Source organism: Pseudomonas hormoni, assembly GCF_018502625.1.
Taxonomy (GTDB): Bacteria; Pseudomonadota; Gammaproteobacteria; order Pseudomonadales; family Pseudomonadaceae; genus Aquipseudomonas; species Aquipseudomonas hormoni.
Genome location: NZ_CP075566.1, coordinates 6384984 through 6403377, shown reverse-complemented (window position 1 = coordinate 6403377; position 18394 = coordinate 6384984). Strand labels below are relative to the sequence as shown.

The window sequence follows — 18394 nt, the reverse complement described above, 5'->3', positions numbered from 1 at the left end:
TGACTTTGCCCGCAACACTTCAGGAAAGAGCCGACTGTACCTGTAATAGCTCCAATCCTATATTCCCATTCCTTTGATCCTACCAAGCACAACAACTCGATTCTTGGGGAACGACCAACCACGACTCGAAAAAGGGTTGCTTGCCAATATGTATCCCAAGGAATACGATCCAGCATGATCGACTTCGAACGATCCAGCGCATTTGCCGATTGGCTCGACTCAATGAGAGACACCATTGGAAAAGCCCGGATCATCGCCAGACTCCGAGCTGCCGAACATGGAAATTTTGGTGATTGCGAACCTGTAGGCGAATCTGTCTATGAAATGCGTGTTCATCATGGTCCGGGCTACAGGATGTACTTCACTCGCCGAGGCGAAGTGGTTTACCTGCTTCTGGTGGGGGGCGACAAGTCGACTCAAAAACGCGATATCAAACGCGCTATTCAAATGGCGCAAAACATCGGTAATGAGGAGTAGATCATGGCCGAGCAATTCACCCGTTTCGATGCCGCCGAATTTCTCAAATCGCCAGAAGAAATGGCGGCTTATCTGGATGCATGCTTTGAAGAAGATGCCGGCGATGGAGTACTGATACGCGCGGCACTCAACGATATAGCCAGAGCACAGGGCATGACACAGGTTGCACGTGATGCCGGCCTTGGTCGTGAAAGCTTGTACAAAGCATTGAGCAGCACTGGCAATCCGGAATTCGCGACTATCATGAAGGTTATGAAAGCCTTGGGTCTGCGTCTGCACGCCACTGCGATCTGACCGCGCTGCGACACCAAACCGCACGCCGCGTTTTTACTTATCGGCACTGATCAGGCTAAATAGCCGCGCCTGATCGCCCACCCAACCGGATCTGTCCCCATGTCCCGACAACGGCTCGCAATTGCCTGGATAGCCTGCTTCGCAGTGCTGTTCAACATGCTCGCCATGCCGATGACCGGAGCGATGGCGCAGTCGGCGAAATCACCCGCCGAACAGGTGTTGTGGGGTAGTTTCTGTTCGTCCACCGGCACGAAGATGGTGGCGATTTCTCTGGGGACGCTTGAACAGCAAGCGCCACAGAACGACGATCATTCCAACATGCAGCATTGCTGGTGCTGCTCCGGCTCAGCGCCGCTGGTGGCGTTGCCCGGGCATGTGCCGCCGTTGTACTTCGCGCGTTTCGATGCCAATCGAAGCCTGCCCGCTGACGCTCTCGATACGCCCACACCACGCCAGCAATGGCCGAATCTCAACCCCCGCGCTTCCCCTCTGGTGTGATTCCTTCTCGCAATTGACCTGCGTCTTGAATCGCTCTGGAGAACTGCCATGTTGAACAAACTCATCGTTCTGGCTGCGTTGCTGCTGCCTGCCTGCTTTGCCAATGCCCATGAATACAAGGCTGGCGAACTGGAGATCGCTCATCCGTGGTCGCAGGAATTGCCACCGAATGCGCCGACCGTTGCGGCTTATTTCGTGATTCAAAACAACGGTACAACCGCGGACAAACTGCTCAGCGTCGACTCGCCGATTGCAGGCATTGCCCAATTGCATGAGCACGTGATGCAGAACGATTTGATGAAAATGCAGCAGGTGCCGAGCGTCGAGATTCCAGGCGGTGGCGACGTCACGTTTGCACCGATGGCGTATCACGTCATGCTGCTGGAACTGAAAGACCGCAGCCTGCTGAGCGACGGCAAGCGCTTCCCGCTGACGATGCATTTCGAGAAATCCGGTGATGTGACCGTCGAGGTCACGGTGCAGAAAAAAGCGCCGGACGGCGTGCAAGTGCATGCGCACAACCCGTAATCGCCAGAGCTGAATACGCCCATGCGCCCGCTTAGCGCCAGGTCATCCGCCTCCCGCCGTCAGCCCTTGAGCCTGACCCGCGGCAGCTGGATCAGCCTGTTCGCCATGTTGATGATCTTCATCGGCCCGCTGATTTCTCAGTCGATGCCGATGGATCAGCGCGCCTCCGCTCTGATGGAAGCATCCATGAACATGTCGATGGACATGCCCATGGACATGCCGGCAATGGAGCACGGCGACCACGGCGCGCAAGCCGCCGCCGTGCACTGCCCACCCAAGACACCTCATCACGCCATCTGGGAAAAGTGCGGCTATTGCAGCCTGCTGTTCAATTGCCCGGCACTGACGGGTGGCCAGTCCTTCATTGCATTCGATACGCCAACTGCCACTACCTTCACCACACCTGCCACTCGCCTGGGCCACGCCCGGCAAACCTTCTTCCCCGGCGCCCGCACCCGCGCACCGCCCATCGTCGCGTAAACACCTACCCGATCTCACACGGTTCTGAAGATAGCCAGAGCAACCTGTGGGAGCGAGCCAGTGTGGCGAGCGAGTTCGCTCGCGCTTGAGTGCGCAGCACTCACAAAAGGGGCCGCTACGCAGCCCAGCGGGAGCAAGCTCGCTCGCCACACAGGCTCACTCCCACAAGGAGTTGCGTCGGCTGCCGGCCGTGTCGTTTACGACTGTTCGATGGAAATTGTCATGTCCAGGTTTTCTGCTGACACCCGCTTGAGCGCTGCCCAAGCCACTTTTGCCCTGAACGAAACGCGCGCTCGTTTCAGGCACGCCACAGCCGTAATTTGCGGCGCACTGCTGACCCCTATGGCGCTGGCCGACGAGCACGCCGGCCACCATGAAGAACTGAGCCCGACGGTGATCACCGCCATCGCGCCGAGTTCGCCGCTGACCATCGTCACCAACCCCAAGGACCCGCGCCAACCGGTGCCGGCCAGCGACGGCGGCGACTATCTGAAGACCATTCCCGGCTTCGCCCTGGTACGCAACGGCGGCACCAACGGTGACCCGGTGCTGCGCGGGATGTTCGGCTCACGGCTGAACATCCTCACCAATGGCGGCCAGTTGCTCGGCGCTTGCCCCGGCCGGATGGACGCGCCGACCTCCTACATTTCCCCGGAAACCTACGACAAACTCACCGTCATCAAAGGCCCGCAAACCGTACTGTGGGGGCCGGGCGCGTCGGCCGGCACCATCCTGTTCGACCGTGAGCCGGAAAGCTTCGGTGAACTCGGCACCCGAGTGAATGCCAGCGTATTGGCCGGTTCCAACGGCCGCTTCGATAAAGTGGTGGATGCTGCCGCTGGCGGCCCGTTGGGTTACGTGCGAGTGATCGGCAACACCGCGCATTCCGACGATTACCGGGACGGCAACAACGACACCGTGGCATCGCGCTACGACAAGTGGAACGGTGACGTCGCCGTTGGCTGGACCCCGGACGCCGACACGCTTCTGGAACTCACCGCCGGCAAGGGCGATGGCGAAGCCCGTTACGCCGGACGCGGTATGGACGGTGCGCAGTTCAAACGTGAAAGCCTCGGCCTGCGTTTCGAGAAGTCGAACATCGGTGATGTGCTGGATAAAGTCGAAGCGCAGATCTACTTCAACTACGCCGACCACGTGATGGACAACTACACCCTGCGCACGCCGTCCGGCACCGGGATGATGGCTGGGCCGATGGCCTCCAGTGTCGATCGTCGAACCCTCGGTGCGCGGATCAAAGGCACCTGGCGCTGGGCCGATGTGCAATTGATCAGCGGCATCGACGCGCAGACCAACGAACACCGCAAGCGCAGTGCCATGGGCATCGATACCTACAAGGATCTGCCTCGCAACAAGGATGCCGACTTCCACAACTACGGCGTGTTCAGCGAATTGACTTGGTACGCCGCCGACCGTGACCGGCTGATTACCGGCGCACGACTGGACCGCGCTTCGGCCAGGGATTTTCGCCAGACCACAGGCTCCGGGATGATGACCCGGCCCAACCCGACCGCCGACGACACCCGCGCCGACACCCTGCCAAGCGGCTTCGTCCGTTACGAGCATGATCTGGCCGACACCCCGACCACGCTGTATGCCGGCCTCGGTCACACCCAGCGTTTCCCGGATTACTGGGAGCTGTTTTCACCCAACTCCGGCCCCGCCGGCTCGGTGAATGCCTTCGATTCGATCAAGCCCGAGAAAACCACCCAGCTCGACTTCGGCCTGCAATACAAGACCGAAGATCTCGAAGCCTGGGCCTCGGGTTATGTCGGGCAGGTGCGCGATTACATCCTGTTCAACTACACGCCGGGAATGATGGGCATGACCTCGCAAGCCGAGAACATCGACGCGCGGATCATGGGTGGTGAACTCGGTGCGGCTTACAAGCTGACGTCGAACTGGAAGGCCGATGCGACCCTCGCCTACGCCTGGGGCAAGAACAGCAGCGACGGCAACGCGTTACCGCAAATGCCACCGCTGGACGCACGTTTCGGCCTGACCTACAGCGAAGACAACTGGAGCGCTGGCGCCTTGTGGCGAGTGGTCGCGGCGCAAAACCGCATTGACCAGAACAAGGGCAACGTGGTCGGCAAGGACTTCGACAAGACCTCGGGATTCGGCGTGTTTTCGCTCAACGGTGCGTACCGGATCAACAAGAACTGGAAGGTCAGCAGCGGCGTCGACAACCTGTTCGGCAAGGCGTACGCCGAGCATTTGAACCTGGCCGGCAACGCCGGTTTTGGCTATCCGGCCAATGACCCGCAGGCCATTAAAGAACCGGGGCGCACGCTCTGGACCAAGGTGGACATGAGTTTCTAAAAACTTCGCGGGCAAGCCTCGCTCCTACAAGAAACACACCGAACCCGTAGGAGCGAGCCTGCTCGCGAATGACTGCGCAGCAGTCACCAGACAACAACAAAAGACCCAAGCCCAGCGGAGCACAACCGATGAAACAGCCCAAACCGAATTTCTACAACCTGGCCTGGCGCTGGCATTTCTATGCCGGTCTGTTCGTCGCGCCATTCATGGTGATGCTGGCCCTGACCGGCGTCATTTACCTGTTCAAACCGCAACTCGATCCGTTGATGTACGGCAGCCTGATGAACGTCCCGGCCGGTCATCACAGCGTTCCGGCCGACGACTTGCTCAAGCGGGTAAAAGAGGCTTATCCACAAGCAACGATCAAGCAGTACCTGCCGCCGATCAACGCCGAACGCAGCGCGCAGTTTGTCGTGCTCAATGGCGGCAATGAGTTGAATGTTTTTGTCGATCCGTATCACGGCGACATTCTCGGCGAGCAAGACGCGAAGAAGAATCTGCAAGCCGTTGCCCGTGCGATCCACGGTGAATTGATGATCGGCACGGTCGGTGATCGACTGGTCGAACTCGCCGCTGGTTGGGGTGTGGTGCTGGTGGTATCGGGAGTTTTCCTCTGGTGGCCACGCGGTCAGGCAGCGGGAATCCTTTGGCCGCGCCTGAGCTATCGCGGTCGCGCGCTGTGGCGCGACCTGCATGCCGTCACCGGTTTCTGGGGCGCCGCGCTGCTGTTGGTGATGCTGCTCAGCGGCATGACCTGGACCGGGTTCTGGGGCCAGAAATATGCGCAAGTATGGAACGTGTTTCCGGCCGCGATGTGGGACAACGTGCCCAAGTCCGACGTCGAGGCCCGCAGCCTCAATACCGCCACCCGCCAGACCGTGCCATGGGCGATGGAAAACACGCCGATGCCGATGTCCGGTGACCACGCCGAACACATGGCCCACGGCAGCGCGCAAGCCGGCCCTGCGGCGCCGACCATCAGCCTGCAAGATGTGCAGAACATCGCCGTGCAACGCAAGGTCGAGCCGGGTTACAGCATCACCTTCCCGAAAACCGCCACCGGCGTGTTCACCATCGCGGTATTCGCTGACGACCCGCGCAACGACGCTACGCTGCACGTCGATCAATACACCGGCAACGTCCTCGCCGATGTGCGCTTCGAGCAATACGGCACCGTCGCCCGCGCCACGGAAATCGGCGTGATGCTGCACGAAGGCAAGATGTTCGGCGTGTTCAACCAGATCATCGTGCTGCTGATCTGCCTGATGATTCTGCTCAGCGCTGTCAGCGGCGTGGTGATCTGGTGGAAGCGTCGGCCACAAGGCAAGTTCGGTGTTCCACCGCTGCGTCACGATCTGCCGAAATGGAAAACCGGCGTGGCGATCATGCTGGTGCTGGCAGTGGCGTTTCCGTTGGTGGGCGCTTCGTTGGTGATGGTCTGGCTGTTGGATCGCGTGCTGTTTTCGCGCTTCAACCGACAAACTGAATCAGCCTCATCTTCATCATGAAACAGGCGAGATGCGCGATTTAGAGGGATCTGTAGACTTCGGGCGCTTATCGCACGGTCATTTTTAGTGTTACTGTATAACGCAAATGCACCGCCCAACCCGCAGCCATGGCTGCGGGTTTTCTTTTGAAGAAGTGATTCACCGTCCCGATGAACAAGTACCTCTTGTCCAGCCTCTGCCTGCTCGCCCTGAACAACAGTGCCCACGCGCAGCCGTTGACGTTGCCCACCGGCACCATCACCGCCGACGCCAACGACGACCAAACCGTCAGCCTGAACAGCTCGACCACCGCCGGCTCACGCCTGAACCTCACGGCATTGGAAACCCCTGCCAGTGTGGAAAGCCTGAGCGGCGAACAGGTTCGCGCGCGCGGTGATCGCAGCGTTCAGGACGCCGTGGCACGCAGCACCGGGATCAGCCGCACCGGCACGCCGGGCGATGGCGGCACGTCGTTGTCCGCCCGAGGATTTACCGGACAAAGTTCGGTGATGCAGCTGTATGACGGCAACCGGATGTACACCGGCATGGGCACCGTCACCTTCCCGGTCGACACCTGGTCGGTGGAGCGTATTGATGTGCTGCGCGGGCCGGCATCGGTGTTGTATGGCGAAGGCGCGACGGGCGCGGTGATCAACGTGATCCCGAAGAAGCCGTTCGAAGGCGAGATCGAAAACCACGTCCGTCTCGGCTACGGCTCCTACGACACTCAGCAACAAGCCTTCGACAGCGGCGGTTCCCTGAGCGACACCCTGAGCTATCGCTTGAACCTCAATCGCCTGCGCAGCAACGGCTGGGTCGACCGTGGCGATTCCTCCAGCGACTTCATCAGCGCCGCCCTGCGCTGGCAGGCTACGGACGATCTGGCGTTTACCCTCGCCCACGATTACGGCGACCAGAACCCGATGAACTATTTCGGCACGCCGCTGATCAATGGCCGCTTCAAGGAAAGCCTGCGGGACAAGAACTACAACGTCAGCAACGACAAGCAACACTACAACGATCAGTGGACGCGCCTGACCAGCGACTGGAAAATCTCCGACACCGTCAGCGCCAGTAACGAGCTGTATTACCTCAAGGCCCAACGCCGCTGGCAGAACGCCGAGAACTACAACTTCGACCGCGACACCCAGCAACTCAGTCGCAGCGGTTACTACGGCATCGGCCACCAGCAGGAACAGGTCGGTGACCGTCAGACCTTCACCTTCAAGCACTCGCTGTTCGGCCTCGACAGCCAGACCGTGACCGGCGTCGATTACAACCGCATCCGCTTTCAGCTCGACAGTAACTCGCCGTTCAATGACGTGCTGCCCGATGGCCAGCCGATTGATCTGTATCACCCGCAACGTGGCAGTTTTGAAAGCGCCAATCCGTACCGCGACCAGTTCCAGTCCACCACCAAACAGATGTCAGCCTTCGCCGAAAACCGTACACAACTGAGCGAGCGCTGGTCGTTGGTGACCGGCGTGCGCCGCGATTACGTGCACGTTGATTACGACAATCAGGTCGATGGCCGCCAAAGCGACAAGACCCTGACCGGCAACAACTGGAAGGCCGGCTTGGTGTTTGCCGTGACCCCGGACACCTCGTTCTACGGCCAGTACGCCACCAGCACCGACGGTGTCGGCGGCCTCATTTCCCTGAGCCCGAGCCAGCAGCAATACGACCTGGCCACCGCGAAGCAAACCGAAATCGGCGTGAAGCAGATGTTTTGGGACCAGCGTGGCGAGTGGACGCTGGCGGCTTATCGCATCGTCAAAAAGAAACTGCTGACCGACGATCCGGGCAACCCGACGCTCAAGCAGCAGGTCGGCCAGCAATCGTCCAACGGCCTGGAAGCCAGCCTCGATCTGCAACTGCCGTACGCCTGGCAGCTGCAGGCCAACGCCGCCATCGTCAAGGCGAAGTACGACGACTTTGAAGAAGTGGTCGGTGGTGTGCCGGTGTCGCGCAATGGCAATCGTCCGGTGGACGTGCCTCGGCGCACGGCGAATCTGTGGCTGAGCAAAGCGATCAGCGAGGACCTGAAGGCGGGCGCTGGCGTGCGTTATGTCGATGCCCGTTATGCCGACATGGCCAACCGGAACGAGCTGCCGAGCTACACCGTGGTCGATGCCACGCTGTCCTGGCAAGCACTGCGCAATACAACACTGGGGTTGCAGGTGAAGAATCTGTTTGACCGGCAGTATGCGCAAAGCCAATACAATGAGGGGCAGCAGTGGATTCTGGGGGAGCCGCGGTCGTTTTTCGTCACGGCTGATTACACCTTCTAGAAGTTCGGAAGCTTTTGTGGCGAGGGAGCTTGCTCCCGCTGGGTTGCGAAGCGACCCCAAGCCAGGCGATGCGATGCCCTATGACTTATCGCGCTGCCTGGTTTTGCGACCGCTGCGCAGTCGAGCGGGAGCAAGCTCCCTCGCCACAGGTGGTGTGCAAATTTAAAACGATCAATCAGGAATGCAATGACCTCGCTGAACCTCACAAACCTCGCCTGGACACCCCTGGGCCACGGCCACTGTCATCACCAGTTCCAGTTGCGTGATGCCTCATTGCACGTGGCCGCCGGTGAGTTCGTCGGGTTGATCGGCCCCAACGGCAGCGGCAAGACCAGCCTGTTGCGGTGCGCTTATCGCTTCAGCAAACCGGAGAGCGGTGAGGTCCGGCTCGATCATCACAACGTCTGGAAGCAATCCTCCCGTTGGTGCGCGCAACGCATTGCCGTGGTGTTGCAGGAATTCCCCGACGCCTTCGGCCTGACCGTCGATGAAGTGGTCGCCATGGGGCGTACACCGCACAAAGGCCTGTTCGACGGTGACACCATCGAAGACCGCAACCTCGCGATCCAGTCCCTCGAATCGGTCGGACTCAAAGGCTTCGAGGATCATGCCTTCGCCACCCTCTCCGGCGGTGAAAAACAGCGGGTGATCCTCGCCCGCGCCCTGGCCCAACAGCCGCAAGTGTTGATCCTCGATGAGCCGACCAATCATCTCGACCCACGCTATCAGCTTGAACTGTTGCAACTGGTCAAGCGCCTGAAGATCGGCACACTCGCCAGCATCCACGACCTCAATCTTGCCGCCGCTTTCTGCGACCGGCTGTACGTGATCAATCACGGCCGCATCGTCGCCAGCGGCACACCGAAAGAAGTCCTGACCGCCCCGCTGCTGCGTGATGTGTTCGGCGTCGAAGCGCTGATCGATGAACACCCTCTGCACGGCTACCCACGAATCACCTGGATCACCCAACCATGACTACTTTGCGTTCCCTGCTGTGCGTTGCTCTGATGCTGTGCAGTGCCCAAGCGTTTGCCGAGGCGACGAAATATCCGCTGACGGTCCAGAGCTGCAACCGCGAGGTGACCTTCACTCAAGCGCCGAAACACGCGGTCAGCCACGACATCAACATGACGCAGATGATGCTCGCCCTCGGCCTCAAGCCGAGCATGGCCGGCTACAGCGGCGTCACCGGCTGGAAATCGGTCACGCCCGAGATGCAGACCATCCTCGACGGCCTGCCGGAGCTGGCAGCGAAGTACCCGTCGGTGGAAACCCTGCTCAACGCCAACGTCGATTTCTTCTTTGCCGGTTGGGACTACGGCATGCGTGTCGGCGGTGATCTCACGCCGCAAACGTTGCAGCCGCTGGGCATCAATGTCTACGAGCTGACCGAGTCTTGCGCCTTCGTAATGAAGCGCCCGGCGGCGACTCTGGAAGACACCTACAACGACCTGCGCAACCTCGGCAAAATCTTCGACGTGCAGGATCGTGCCAATGCCTTGATCGCCCAAATGCAGGCGCAAGTTGCGGACGTGCGCAAGGATCTGCCGGCCAACAAACCGCGCGTGTTCCTCTATGACAGTGGCGAAGACCGCGCCATGACCTCCGGCCGCCTTGGCATGCCGCAAGCGCTGATCGACGCTGCTGGCGGACGCAACATTCTGGATGACACCGAAGCGAGCTGGACCCGCGTGAATTGGGAAAACGTGGTCGAGCGCAATCCGCAGGTGATCGTGATCGTCGACTACGGCGAGGTCACCGCCGAACAGAAGGAGCAATTCCTGCGCAGCAACAAGGCGCTGCAATCGGTGGACGCGATCAAGCACCAGCGCTTCATTGTGATCCCGTATGTGCAGGCCACGCCGGGCATCGATAACGTGCTGGCGGTCGAAACCCTGGCCAAGGGTTTCCACGGCGAATGATCAATCGTCGCTACGCTTTGTTGCTGATCGTCCTCGGCGCGTTGTTGCTGGTGTCGTGCGTGGTATCGCTGGGCTTTGGCCCGGCGCGGGTGCCGGTGGATGTGGTGTGGAAGATAGTGCTGCACAAGGCGTTCGGTTTCGGTGAGGTGAACTGGACGGCTGGGCAGGAACATATCGTGTGGTTGATCCGCGTGCCGCGCATGTTGCTCGGCGCGTTGGTGGGCGCGGGCCTGGCGTTGATCGGCGCGGTGCTGCAAGCGGTGACACGCAATCCGTTGGCCGATCCGCATTTGCTCGGGGTGACGTCCGGCGCGACGCTTGGCGCTGTGATCGTGGTGCTGCATGTCGGTGAAATTGTCGGCCTGCTGACCTTGCCCATCGCCGCCTTTATCGGTGCGCTGGTGAGCATGCTGATCGTGCTGATGATCGCCAACCGCAATGGTCGGCTGGACAGTGATCGGCTGCTGTTGTGCGGCGTGGCGGTGTCGTTCGTGATGATGGCGATCGCTAATCTGTTGCTGTTTCTCGGCGATCACCGTGCCAGTTCAGCGGTGATGTTCTGGATGCTAGGCGGGCTCGGACTGGCGCGCTGGGAATTGCTCGCGGTGCCGGCGGCGAGCGTGTTGCTTGGGTTGGTTTTATTGCTGGGCATGGCGCGACCGTTGAATGCGTTGATGGCGGGTGAACAGACTGCAGTGACCCTCGGGCTCAACGCCCGCACCGTGCGCTTGCGGGTGTTTTTGATTGCCTCGTTGATGACGGGGGTGCTGGTGTCGATCAGCGGGTCCATCGGGTTTGTCGGATTGATGGTGCCGCACATTGCACGCCGATTGGTCGGGGCAGAGCATCGACGATTGTTGCCGGTGTGCGTGTTGCTCGGCAGCATTTTTCTCGTTTGGGTTGATGTCGCCGCTCGCACGCTCATTGCTCCCGAAGACCTGCCTATCGGTGTCGCCACCGCTGCCATCGGTGGCTTGTTCTTCATAGGCCTCATGCGCCGCCGCTGATCCATTGTAGGAGCTGAGCTTGCTCGCGATGGCGGTGGCACATTCAACATCACGATGACTGACCCACCGCCATCGCGAGCAAGCTCAGCTCCTACAGGTTTGTCGTCGGTCACGGATTTCGCGTACTACATACATCTACTCATTTTATCGCCCCAATGTGGCGCACCCCTTCGCACCAACGCGCCAGACGCGATCCTTCATGGTGCGCCACCCCAACCGCGCACCCGCTCTAACACGACATTTCCCTGCCTTTTTCCGACTGGGCACAGCCCTTGCAAAACAGCCTTCAGTAGTCCGCATCTGCCAACCAAGAAAATTCATAAGTTCATGGAGATCGCACAATGAAGCGTCGCAGCTTGATCAAGGCTTTCACACTTTCGGCAAGCATTGCCGCGATGGGCTTGACCTGGACCGTCCAGGCCGCCGAGACCATCAAGGTCGGTATTCTGCATTCGTTGTCCGGCACCATGGCAATCTCCGAAACGTCTTTGAAAGACATGGCGTTGATGACCATCGACGAGATCAACGCCAAGGGCGGCGTGAATGGCAAGATGCTGGAACCGGTGGTCGTGGACCCGGCGTCGAACTGGCCGCTGTTCGCGGAAAAGGGCCGGCAGTTGCTGACTCAGGACAAGGTTGCCGTAGTATTCGGCTGCTGGACTTCCGTGTCGCGTAAATCGGTATTGCCGGTATTCGAAGAACTTAACGGCTTGCTGTTCTACCCGGTGCAATACGAAGGCGAAGAGATGTCGCCAAACGTGTTCTACACCGGCGCCGCGCCGAACCAGCAGGCTATCCCGGCCGTGGAATACCTGATGAGCGAAGAAGGCGGCAGCGCCAAGCGCTACTTCCTGCTCGGCACCGACTACGTCTACCCGCGCACCACCAACAAGATCCTGCGTTCGTTCCTGCACTCCAAAGGCGTGGCCGACAAGGACATCGAAGAGGTCTACACCCCGTTCGGCCACAGCGACTATCAAACCATCGTGGCCAACATCAAAAAATTCTCGGCCGGTGGCAAGACCGCCGTCATCTCGACGGTCAACGGCGACTCCAACGTGCCGTTCTATAAAGAGCTGGCCAACCAGGGCCTGAAAGCCACCGACGTTCCGGTCGTGGCGTTCTCGGTCGGTGAAGAAGAATTGCGCGGCATCGACACCAAACCGCTGGTGGGCAACCTCGCGGCGTGGAACTACTTCGAGTCGGTGGAGAACCCGGCGAACAAGAAATTCGTCGCCGACTGGAAAGCCTACGCGAAGAAACACAACCTGCCGGGCGCCGACAAAGCGGTGACCAACGACCCGATGGAAGCTACTTACGTCGGCATCCACATGTGGGCGCAAGCGGCGGAAAAAGCCAAGTCGACCGACGTCGACAAAGTCCGCGAAGCCCTCGCCGGCCAGACATTTGCCGCGCCGTCCGGCTACACCCTGACCATGGACAAGACCAACCACCACTTGCACAAGCCGGTGATGATCGGCGAGATCCAGGCGGACGGTCAGTTCAACGTAGTGTGGCAGACCGAAGGGCCGATCCGTGCCCAGCCATGGAGCCCGTTCATTCCGGGTAACGACAAGAAGCCGGAGTATGCGGTGAAGAGCAACTAAGCCATTGGATATCGGGCTTGAGCACACAGTTCAGGTCCGACACAACTCCTGTGGGCGGAGCTTTTGTGGCGAGGGAGCTTGCTCCCGCTGGGCCGCGAAGCGGCCCCCTTACTGACCTGAAAAGAAGGGGACTGCTGCGCAGTCCAGCGGGAGCAAGCTCCCTCGCCACATAAGTTTGCTCCCACAATTAGTCCGCGTAAGGCCAATGACATGCCCACTGCCCTTTACCGTCTATTCCTCGCCATCGCTTTTTTGCTGCCGATGGCCGCGCATTCGGGTGACGCCGAAGACTTCGTCGCCGCCAATCCCGTGCAGCAAGCCAAGCTCCTCGAATCCTGGGCCGCGCAGCCTGATCCGGCGCGTATCGAACTGATCAATGCCCTGCAACAAGGCGAGTTGACGGTCGACGGCCAACCCAAAAACCTGCGCCTGAACAATCGCCTGCGGGGTCTGATCGACACCGCGCTGGCCAGCCACCAACTGCTCGCCGCCGACGCCAAAACCCGTCTGGCTGCCGCGCAGCAATTGCAGAAAAGCGCCAAACCCGCGCAACTGAAATTCCTCGATCAGCAACTGGCGGGCGAACAGGACGAAAGCGTTCATGCAGCCCTGAGCCTGGCCCTGGCCAATCTGCAACTGGTGGACACCGACCCGGCCGTGCGCCTCGCCGCGGTGCGCCTGCTCGGTGAAACCGGCGACCCACTGGCCCGCACCCGCCTCGAAAGCCTGCTGCAACCGGGTGTCGAAGCGGACGCCGCCGTGCGCACCGCCGCCGAAACCAGCCTGGCCCAGGTCAAACGCAAACTGCTGATCGGCGAAATGCTCGGCCAGGCGTTCAGTGGCATGTCCCTCGGTTCGATCCTGCTGCTCGCGGCCCTGGGGCTAGCGATCACTTTCGGCCTGCTCGGTGTGATCAACATGGCCCACGGCGAGATGCTGATGCTCGGCGCCTACTCGACGTACGTGGTGCAACTGATGTTCCAGCGCTTCGCCCCGCAGGCCATCGAGTTCTATCCGCTGATCGCGTTGCCGGTGGCGTTTTTCGTCACCGCCGCAATCGGCATGGCCCTGGAACGCACGGTGATTCGTCACCTCTACGGTCGCCCGCTGGAAACCCTGCTCGCGACGTGGGGCATCAGCCTGATGCTGATTCAGCTGGTGCGATTGGTGTTCGGCGCGCAGAACGTTGAAGTGGCTAACCCCGCGTGGTTATCCGGCGGGATTCAGGTGCTGCCGAATCTGGTGCTGCCGTACAACCGCATTGTGATCATCGCGTTCGCGCTGTTTGTGGTGGTGCTGACCTGGTTGCTGCTGAACAAGACGCGCCTGGGTCTGAACGTGCGCGCCGTCACTCAGAATCGCAACATGGCAGCCTGCTGCGGCGTGCCCACCGGACGTGTCGACATGCTTGCCTTCGGCCTCGGCTCGGGTATTGCCGGCCTCGGTGGCGTAGCGCTCAGCCAGATCGGCAACGTCGGCCCGGACCTCGGCCAGAGTTACATCATCGACTCGTTCCTGGTGGTGGTGCTCGGCGGTGTTGGTCAGTTGGCCGGTAGCGTGCTCGCCGCGTTCGGCCTCGGCATTGCCAACAAGATTCTCGAACCGCAGATCGGCGCCGTGCTCGGCAAGATTCTGATCCTCGCGCTGATCATTCTGTTCATCCAGAAACGTCCGCAAGGTCTCTTCGCACTGAAAGGACGGGTGATCGACTGATGAACCAGCCCCTCATGCTCACGGCCACGCAAAAGGCCGGTCCCAAAGTCACGATCGCCGTCGGTGCGGTGATCCTTGTTCTGCTGCTGGCGTTGCCGCTGCTGTCGTTGTTGTCGTCGGACAGCACGTTTCATGTCTCGGCCTACACGCTGACGCTGGTGGGCAAGATTCTTTGCTATGCCATTGTCGCCCTGGCGCTGGATCTGGTCTGGGGATACGCCGGCCTGCTGTCCCTCGGGCACGGATTGTTCTTCGCCCTGGGCGGTTATGCGATGGGCATGTACCTGATGCGCCAGGCCTCGGGCGATGGTTTGCCGGCGTTCATGACGTTCCTGTCGTGGACCGAATTGCCGTGGTACTGGACCGGCACCAGCAGCTTCCTCTGGTCGATGTGCCTGGTGGTATTGGCGCCGGGTTTGCTGGCGCTGGTGTTCGGGTTCTTCGCCTTCCGTTCGCGGATCAAAGGCGTGTATTTCTCGATCATGACCCAGGCCCTGACCTTCGCCGGGATGCTGTTGTTCTTCCGCAACGAAACCGGCTTCGGCGGCAACAACGGCTTCACCAATTTCCGCACCATTCTCGGCTTTGGCATCACGGAACCGGGGACGCGCGCGGTGCTGTTTTTCGCCACGGTGCTATTGCTCGTGGTAAGTCTGTTCATCGGTTGGCGCCTGGCGCAAAGCAAGTTTGGTCGGGTGCTGACCGCGTTGCGCGATGCGGAAAACCGCCTGATGTTCTGCGGCTACGATCCGCGCGGTTTCAAGCTGTTTGTCTGGGTGTTGAGCGCGGTGTTGTGCGGTTTGGCTGGCGCGCTCTATGTGCCGCAAGTAGGCATCATCAACCCGAGCGAAATGTCGCCGACCAACTCCATTGAGGCCGCGGTGTGGGTCGCCCTCGGTGGTCGCGGTACGCTCATCGGGCCGTTGCTCGGCGCTGGCGTGGTCAACGGCATGAAGAGCTGGTTCACCGTGGCGTTCCCGGAATACTGGCTGTTCTTCCTCGGCGCATTGTTTATCGTCGTGACCTTGTACCTGCCCAAAGGTGTGATCGGCCTGCTGAAGAAAAGGGGTGAATCATGAGAGTGACTGCGACGGCTGAATTCATGCTCGAACCGGCGTTTTATCCACCAAATCCGAACAAGGACGCCGGCAGCAGCCGCGACGCCATCGGCCTCGGCCAACGCGTCGGCCCCGGGCTGGATACCCGCCACGGCACCATCCTGACGCTGGAAGACATCAGTGTCAGCTTCGATGGTTTCAAGGCGCTGAACGCGCTGAACCTGTACATCGGTGTCGGGGAATTGCGCTGCATCATCGGCCCCAACGGCGCGGGCAAAACCACATTGATGGACGTGATCACCGGCAAGACTCGCCCCAGTCACGGCAAAGCCTGGTTCGGTGAAACCCTCGACCTGACGCAAATGAGCGAAGTGCAGATTGCCCAGGCCGGCATCGGCCGCAAGTTCCAGAAGCCGACGGTGTTCGAAGCCCTGAGCGTGTTCGAGAACCTGGAGCTGGCGCAGAAAACCGACAAGTCAGTGTGGGCCAGCTTGCGGGCTCGCTTGAGTGGCGAACAGAAGGATCGCATCAGCGAAGTGCTGGAGACCATCCGCCTGACCACCTCGGTCAATCGCCCGGCGGGCTTGTTGTCCCACGGTCAGAAGCAGTTTCTGGAGATCGGCATGTTGCTGATGCAAGACCCGCAATTGCTGCTGCTCGACGAACCGGTGGCGGGCATGACCGACGCCGAAACCGAGTTCACCGCCGAGCTGTTCAAAAGCCTGGCGGGCAAGCATTCGTTGATGGTGGTGGAGCATGACATGGGCTTTGTGGGCTCCATCGCCGACCACGTCACCGTGTTGCATCAGGGCAGCGTGCTGGCCGAAGGGTCGCTGGAACAGGTGCAGGAAAATGAGCGGGTGATCGAGGTTTATCTCGGTCGCTAGATCTGCGAACACAGAACCTGTGGGAGCTGGCTTGCCAGCGATAGCGGTGGGTCAGTCAACATCATTTTCGGATGTGCCGGCCTCATCGCTGGCAAGCCAGCTCCCACAGGGTTCGGTGTGAACCACAAGGAATTTGAGAATGCTGCAAGTCGACAAGCTGCATCAGTACTACGGCGGTAGCCACATCCTGCGCGGCCTGTCGTTCGACGTGAAGGTCGGTGAAGTCACCTGCCTGCTCGGGCGCAACGGTGTGGGCAAGACCACCCTGCTCAAATGCCTGATGGGCTTGCTGCCGGCCAAGGAAGGCGCGGTGAACTGGGAAGGCAAGCCGATCACCACGTTCAAGCCGCACCAGCGGGTGCACGCCGGGATCGCTTACGTGCCTCAGGGCCGGGAGATCTTCGGCCGATTGACCGTGGAAGAAAACCTGCTGATGGGCCTGTCGCGGTTTCCTGGCAGTGAAGCGAAGGAAGTCCCGGCATTCATCTACGAGCTGTTCCCGGTACTGCTGCAAATGAAACAACGGCGCGGCGGTGACTTGTCCGGTGGCCAACAGCAGCAGTTGGCGATTGGCCGCGCATTGGCCAGCCGACCACGGCTGCTGATCCTCGACGAGCCGACCGAAGGCATTCAACCATCGGTGATCAAGGAGATCGGCGCGGTGATCAAGAAGCTCGCGGCGCGCGGTGACATGGCGATTCTGCTGGTGGAGCAGTTCTACGACTTCGCCGCCGAACTGGCCGATCAATACCTGGTGATGTCACGCGGCGAGATCGTGCAGCAGGGTCGCGGAGAAAATATGGAAGCCGAGGGTGTACGCGGTCTGGTTACGATTTAATCTGCAGCGTCCTGACGATAACTGAAAACCATGAATTTACCTGCCCACACAACGCTGTTCACGCCTAGCTGGCATGCCGAGCTCGAACTGGGCTATGCCCGATTCGGCGACAGCACGCGCCCGGTTCAGCGCCGGCACAAAGGTCCGTTGCGGGTGCAGAAGCATCTGTATGCCGAAGGGCCCGAAGTGTGCCAGCACATCATCGTGCATCCGCCCGGCGGGATTGCCGGCGGCGACCGGCTCGACATCAGCGCCAGCGTCGGCCGCGGGGCGTGGGCGCAGATCACCAGCCCCGGCGCTGCCAAGTGGTATCGCGCGGCCGGACCGGCCTATCAGAAACTTGATCTGAAAGTAGCCAGCGGCGCGACACTGGAGTGGCTGCCGCAAGAGACGATTATCTTCAGCGCCGCCCAGGCAGAGCTCAGCACGTCCATTGACCTGGAAGGCGATGCGCGGTTGTTCTACTGGGACGTCGTGGCGCTGGGCCGCCCGGCCAGTGGCGAGCGTTTTGACCTCGGGCATTTTCAGGCGCAGCTGGACATCCGCCGCGACGGCCGGTTGCTCTGGCATGAACGCCAGCGCATTGTCGGGGATGACGGCTTGCTCGATTCGCCGATCGGGCTGGACGGGCAACCGGTGTTTGCGACGTTGCTGGTGACGGGGGAGGTTGAGAGTGAGTTGCTGGAGAAGTGCCGCTCGCTGCCCAACGATGTGCGCGGGGATTTGACGCAGTTGCCGGGGCTGATCGTTGCCCGGTGCCTGGCCAGTGAGGCGCTGTTGGCGCGAGGATGGATGATCGATTTGTGGCGGTTGCTCCGGCCGGCGTTGTTAGGCCGAGAAGCAGCCCCACCCAGAATATGGAGCACCTGAACACAAATCCCCCTGTAGGAGCGAGGCTTGCCCGCGAAGAGGACCTTGAAGCCGCCAAAAGCTTCGCGGGCAAGCCTCGCTCCTACAGGGAATGTGT

At 60.6% G+C, this 18394-nt stretch carries 17 protein-coding genes; all 17 read left to right on the top strand.

What is annotated here, in order from left to right; translation table 11 throughout:
* Window positions 1-174: 174 nt before the first annotated feature.
* Window positions 175-477: a type II toxin-antitoxin system RelE/ParE family toxin gene (locus tag KJF94_RS29650; RefSeq protein ID WP_214380464.1), complete on the top strand. Its 303-nt coding sequence runs from the start codon at window positions 175-177 to the stop codon at window positions 475-477.
* A 3-nt stretch (window positions 478-480) separates the two neighbouring features.
* Window positions 481-771, top strand: coding sequence for an addiction module antidote protein (locus KJF94_RS29645; protein WP_214380463.1), 291 nt, complete (start codon window positions 481-483; stop codon window positions 769-771).
* Between the two features lie 99 nt (window positions 772-870).
* Complete coding sequence (locus KJF94_RS29640; protein ID WP_214380462.1) at window positions 871-1269, top strand: DUF2946 domain-containing protein; 399 nt, start codon at window positions 871-873, stop codon at window positions 1267-1269.
* Between the two features lie 48 nt (window positions 1270-1317).
* A complete protein-coding gene (locus KJF94_RS29635) occupies window positions 1318-1797 on the top strand; it encodes a copper chaperone PCu(A)C (protein ID WP_214380461.1) in 480 nt (159 codons plus the stop codon).
* A 21-nt stretch (window positions 1798-1818) separates the two neighbouring features.
* On the top strand, window positions 1819-2277 hold the full coding sequence (locus KJF94_RS29630) for a DUF2946 domain-containing protein (protein WP_214380460.1): 459 nt from the start codon (window positions 1819-1821) through the stop codon (window positions 2275-2277).
* Window positions 2278-2499: 222 nt separating this feature from the next.
* Window positions 2500-4617, top strand: a complete 2118-nt coding sequence (locus tag KJF94_RS29625) for a TonB-dependent copper receptor (RefSeq protein WP_214380459.1) — start codon at window positions 2500-2502, stop codon at window positions 4615-4617.
* Window positions 4618-4745: 128 nt separating this feature from the next.
* Window positions 4746-6125, top strand: coding sequence for a PepSY-associated TM helix domain-containing protein (locus tag KJF94_RS29620; protein WP_214380458.1), 1380 nt, complete (start codon window positions 4746-4748; stop codon window positions 6123-6125).
* 149 nt (window positions 6126-6274) lie between these two features.
* Window positions 6275-8395, top strand: coding sequence for a TonB-dependent receptor (locus tag KJF94_RS29615; RefSeq protein ID WP_214380457.1), 2121 nt, complete (start codon window positions 6275-6277; stop codon window positions 8393-8395).
* Between the two features lie 186 nt (window positions 8396-8581).
* On the top strand, window positions 8582-9370 hold the full coding sequence (locus KJF94_RS29610) for an ABC transporter ATP-binding protein (protein WP_214380456.1): 789 nt from the start codon (window positions 8582-8584) through the stop codon (window positions 9368-9370).
* A complete protein-coding gene (locus tag KJF94_RS29605; RefSeq protein ID WP_214380455.1) occupies window positions 9367-10317 on the top strand; it encodes an ABC transporter substrate-binding protein in 951 nt (316 codons plus the stop codon). Before KJF94_RS29610 ends, KJF94_RS29605 begins: the two co-directional genes overlap by 4 nt.
* Window positions 10314-11324, top strand: coding sequence for a FecCD family ABC transporter permease (locus KJF94_RS29600; protein ID WP_214380454.1), 1011 nt, complete (start codon window positions 10314-10316; stop codon window positions 11322-11324). The genes KJF94_RS29605 and KJF94_RS29600 overlap by 4 nt, the downstream gene beginning before the upstream one ends.
* Before the next feature lie 341 nt (window positions 11325-11665).
* A complete protein-coding gene (gene urtA, locus KJF94_RS29595; protein ID WP_214380453.1) occupies window positions 11666-12931 on the top strand; it encodes an urea ABC transporter substrate-binding protein in 1266 nt (421 codons plus the stop codon).
* 210 nt (window positions 12932-13141) lie between these two features.
* Complete coding sequence (gene urtB, locus KJF94_RS29590) at window positions 13142-14644, top strand: urea ABC transporter permease subunit UrtB (protein ID WP_214380452.1); 1503 nt, start codon at window positions 13142-13144, stop codon at window positions 14642-14644.
* Window positions 14644-15723 carry an urea ABC transporter permease subunit UrtC gene (gene urtC / locus KJF94_RS29585; protein WP_214380451.1) on the top strand — a complete coding sequence of 360 codons (1080 nt, stop codon included), beginning with the start codon at window positions 14644-14646 and terminating at the stop codon, window positions 15721-15723. Before urtB ends, urtC begins: the two co-directional genes overlap by 1 nt.
* Complete coding sequence (gene urtD, locus KJF94_RS29580) at window positions 15720-16589, top strand: urea ABC transporter ATP-binding protein UrtD (protein ID WP_214380450.1); 870 nt, start codon at window positions 15720-15722, stop codon at window positions 16587-16589. Before urtC ends, urtD begins: the two co-directional genes overlap by 4 nt.
* A 139-nt stretch (window positions 16590-16728) precedes the next feature.
* The gene (urtE, locus tag KJF94_RS29575) at window positions 16729-17427 is read left to right on the top strand and encodes an urea ABC transporter ATP-binding subunit UrtE (protein ID WP_007950600.1); all 699 of its coding nucleotides are present in this window, start codon (window positions 16729-16731) and stop codon (window positions 17425-17427) included.
* 30 nt (window positions 17428-17457) lie between these two features.
* Window positions 17458-18297: an urease accessory protein UreD gene (locus KJF94_RS29570; protein ID WP_214380449.1), complete on the top strand. Its 840-nt coding sequence runs from the start codon at window positions 17458-17460 to the stop codon at window positions 18295-18297.
* Window positions 18298-18394 lie beyond the last annotated feature (97 nt).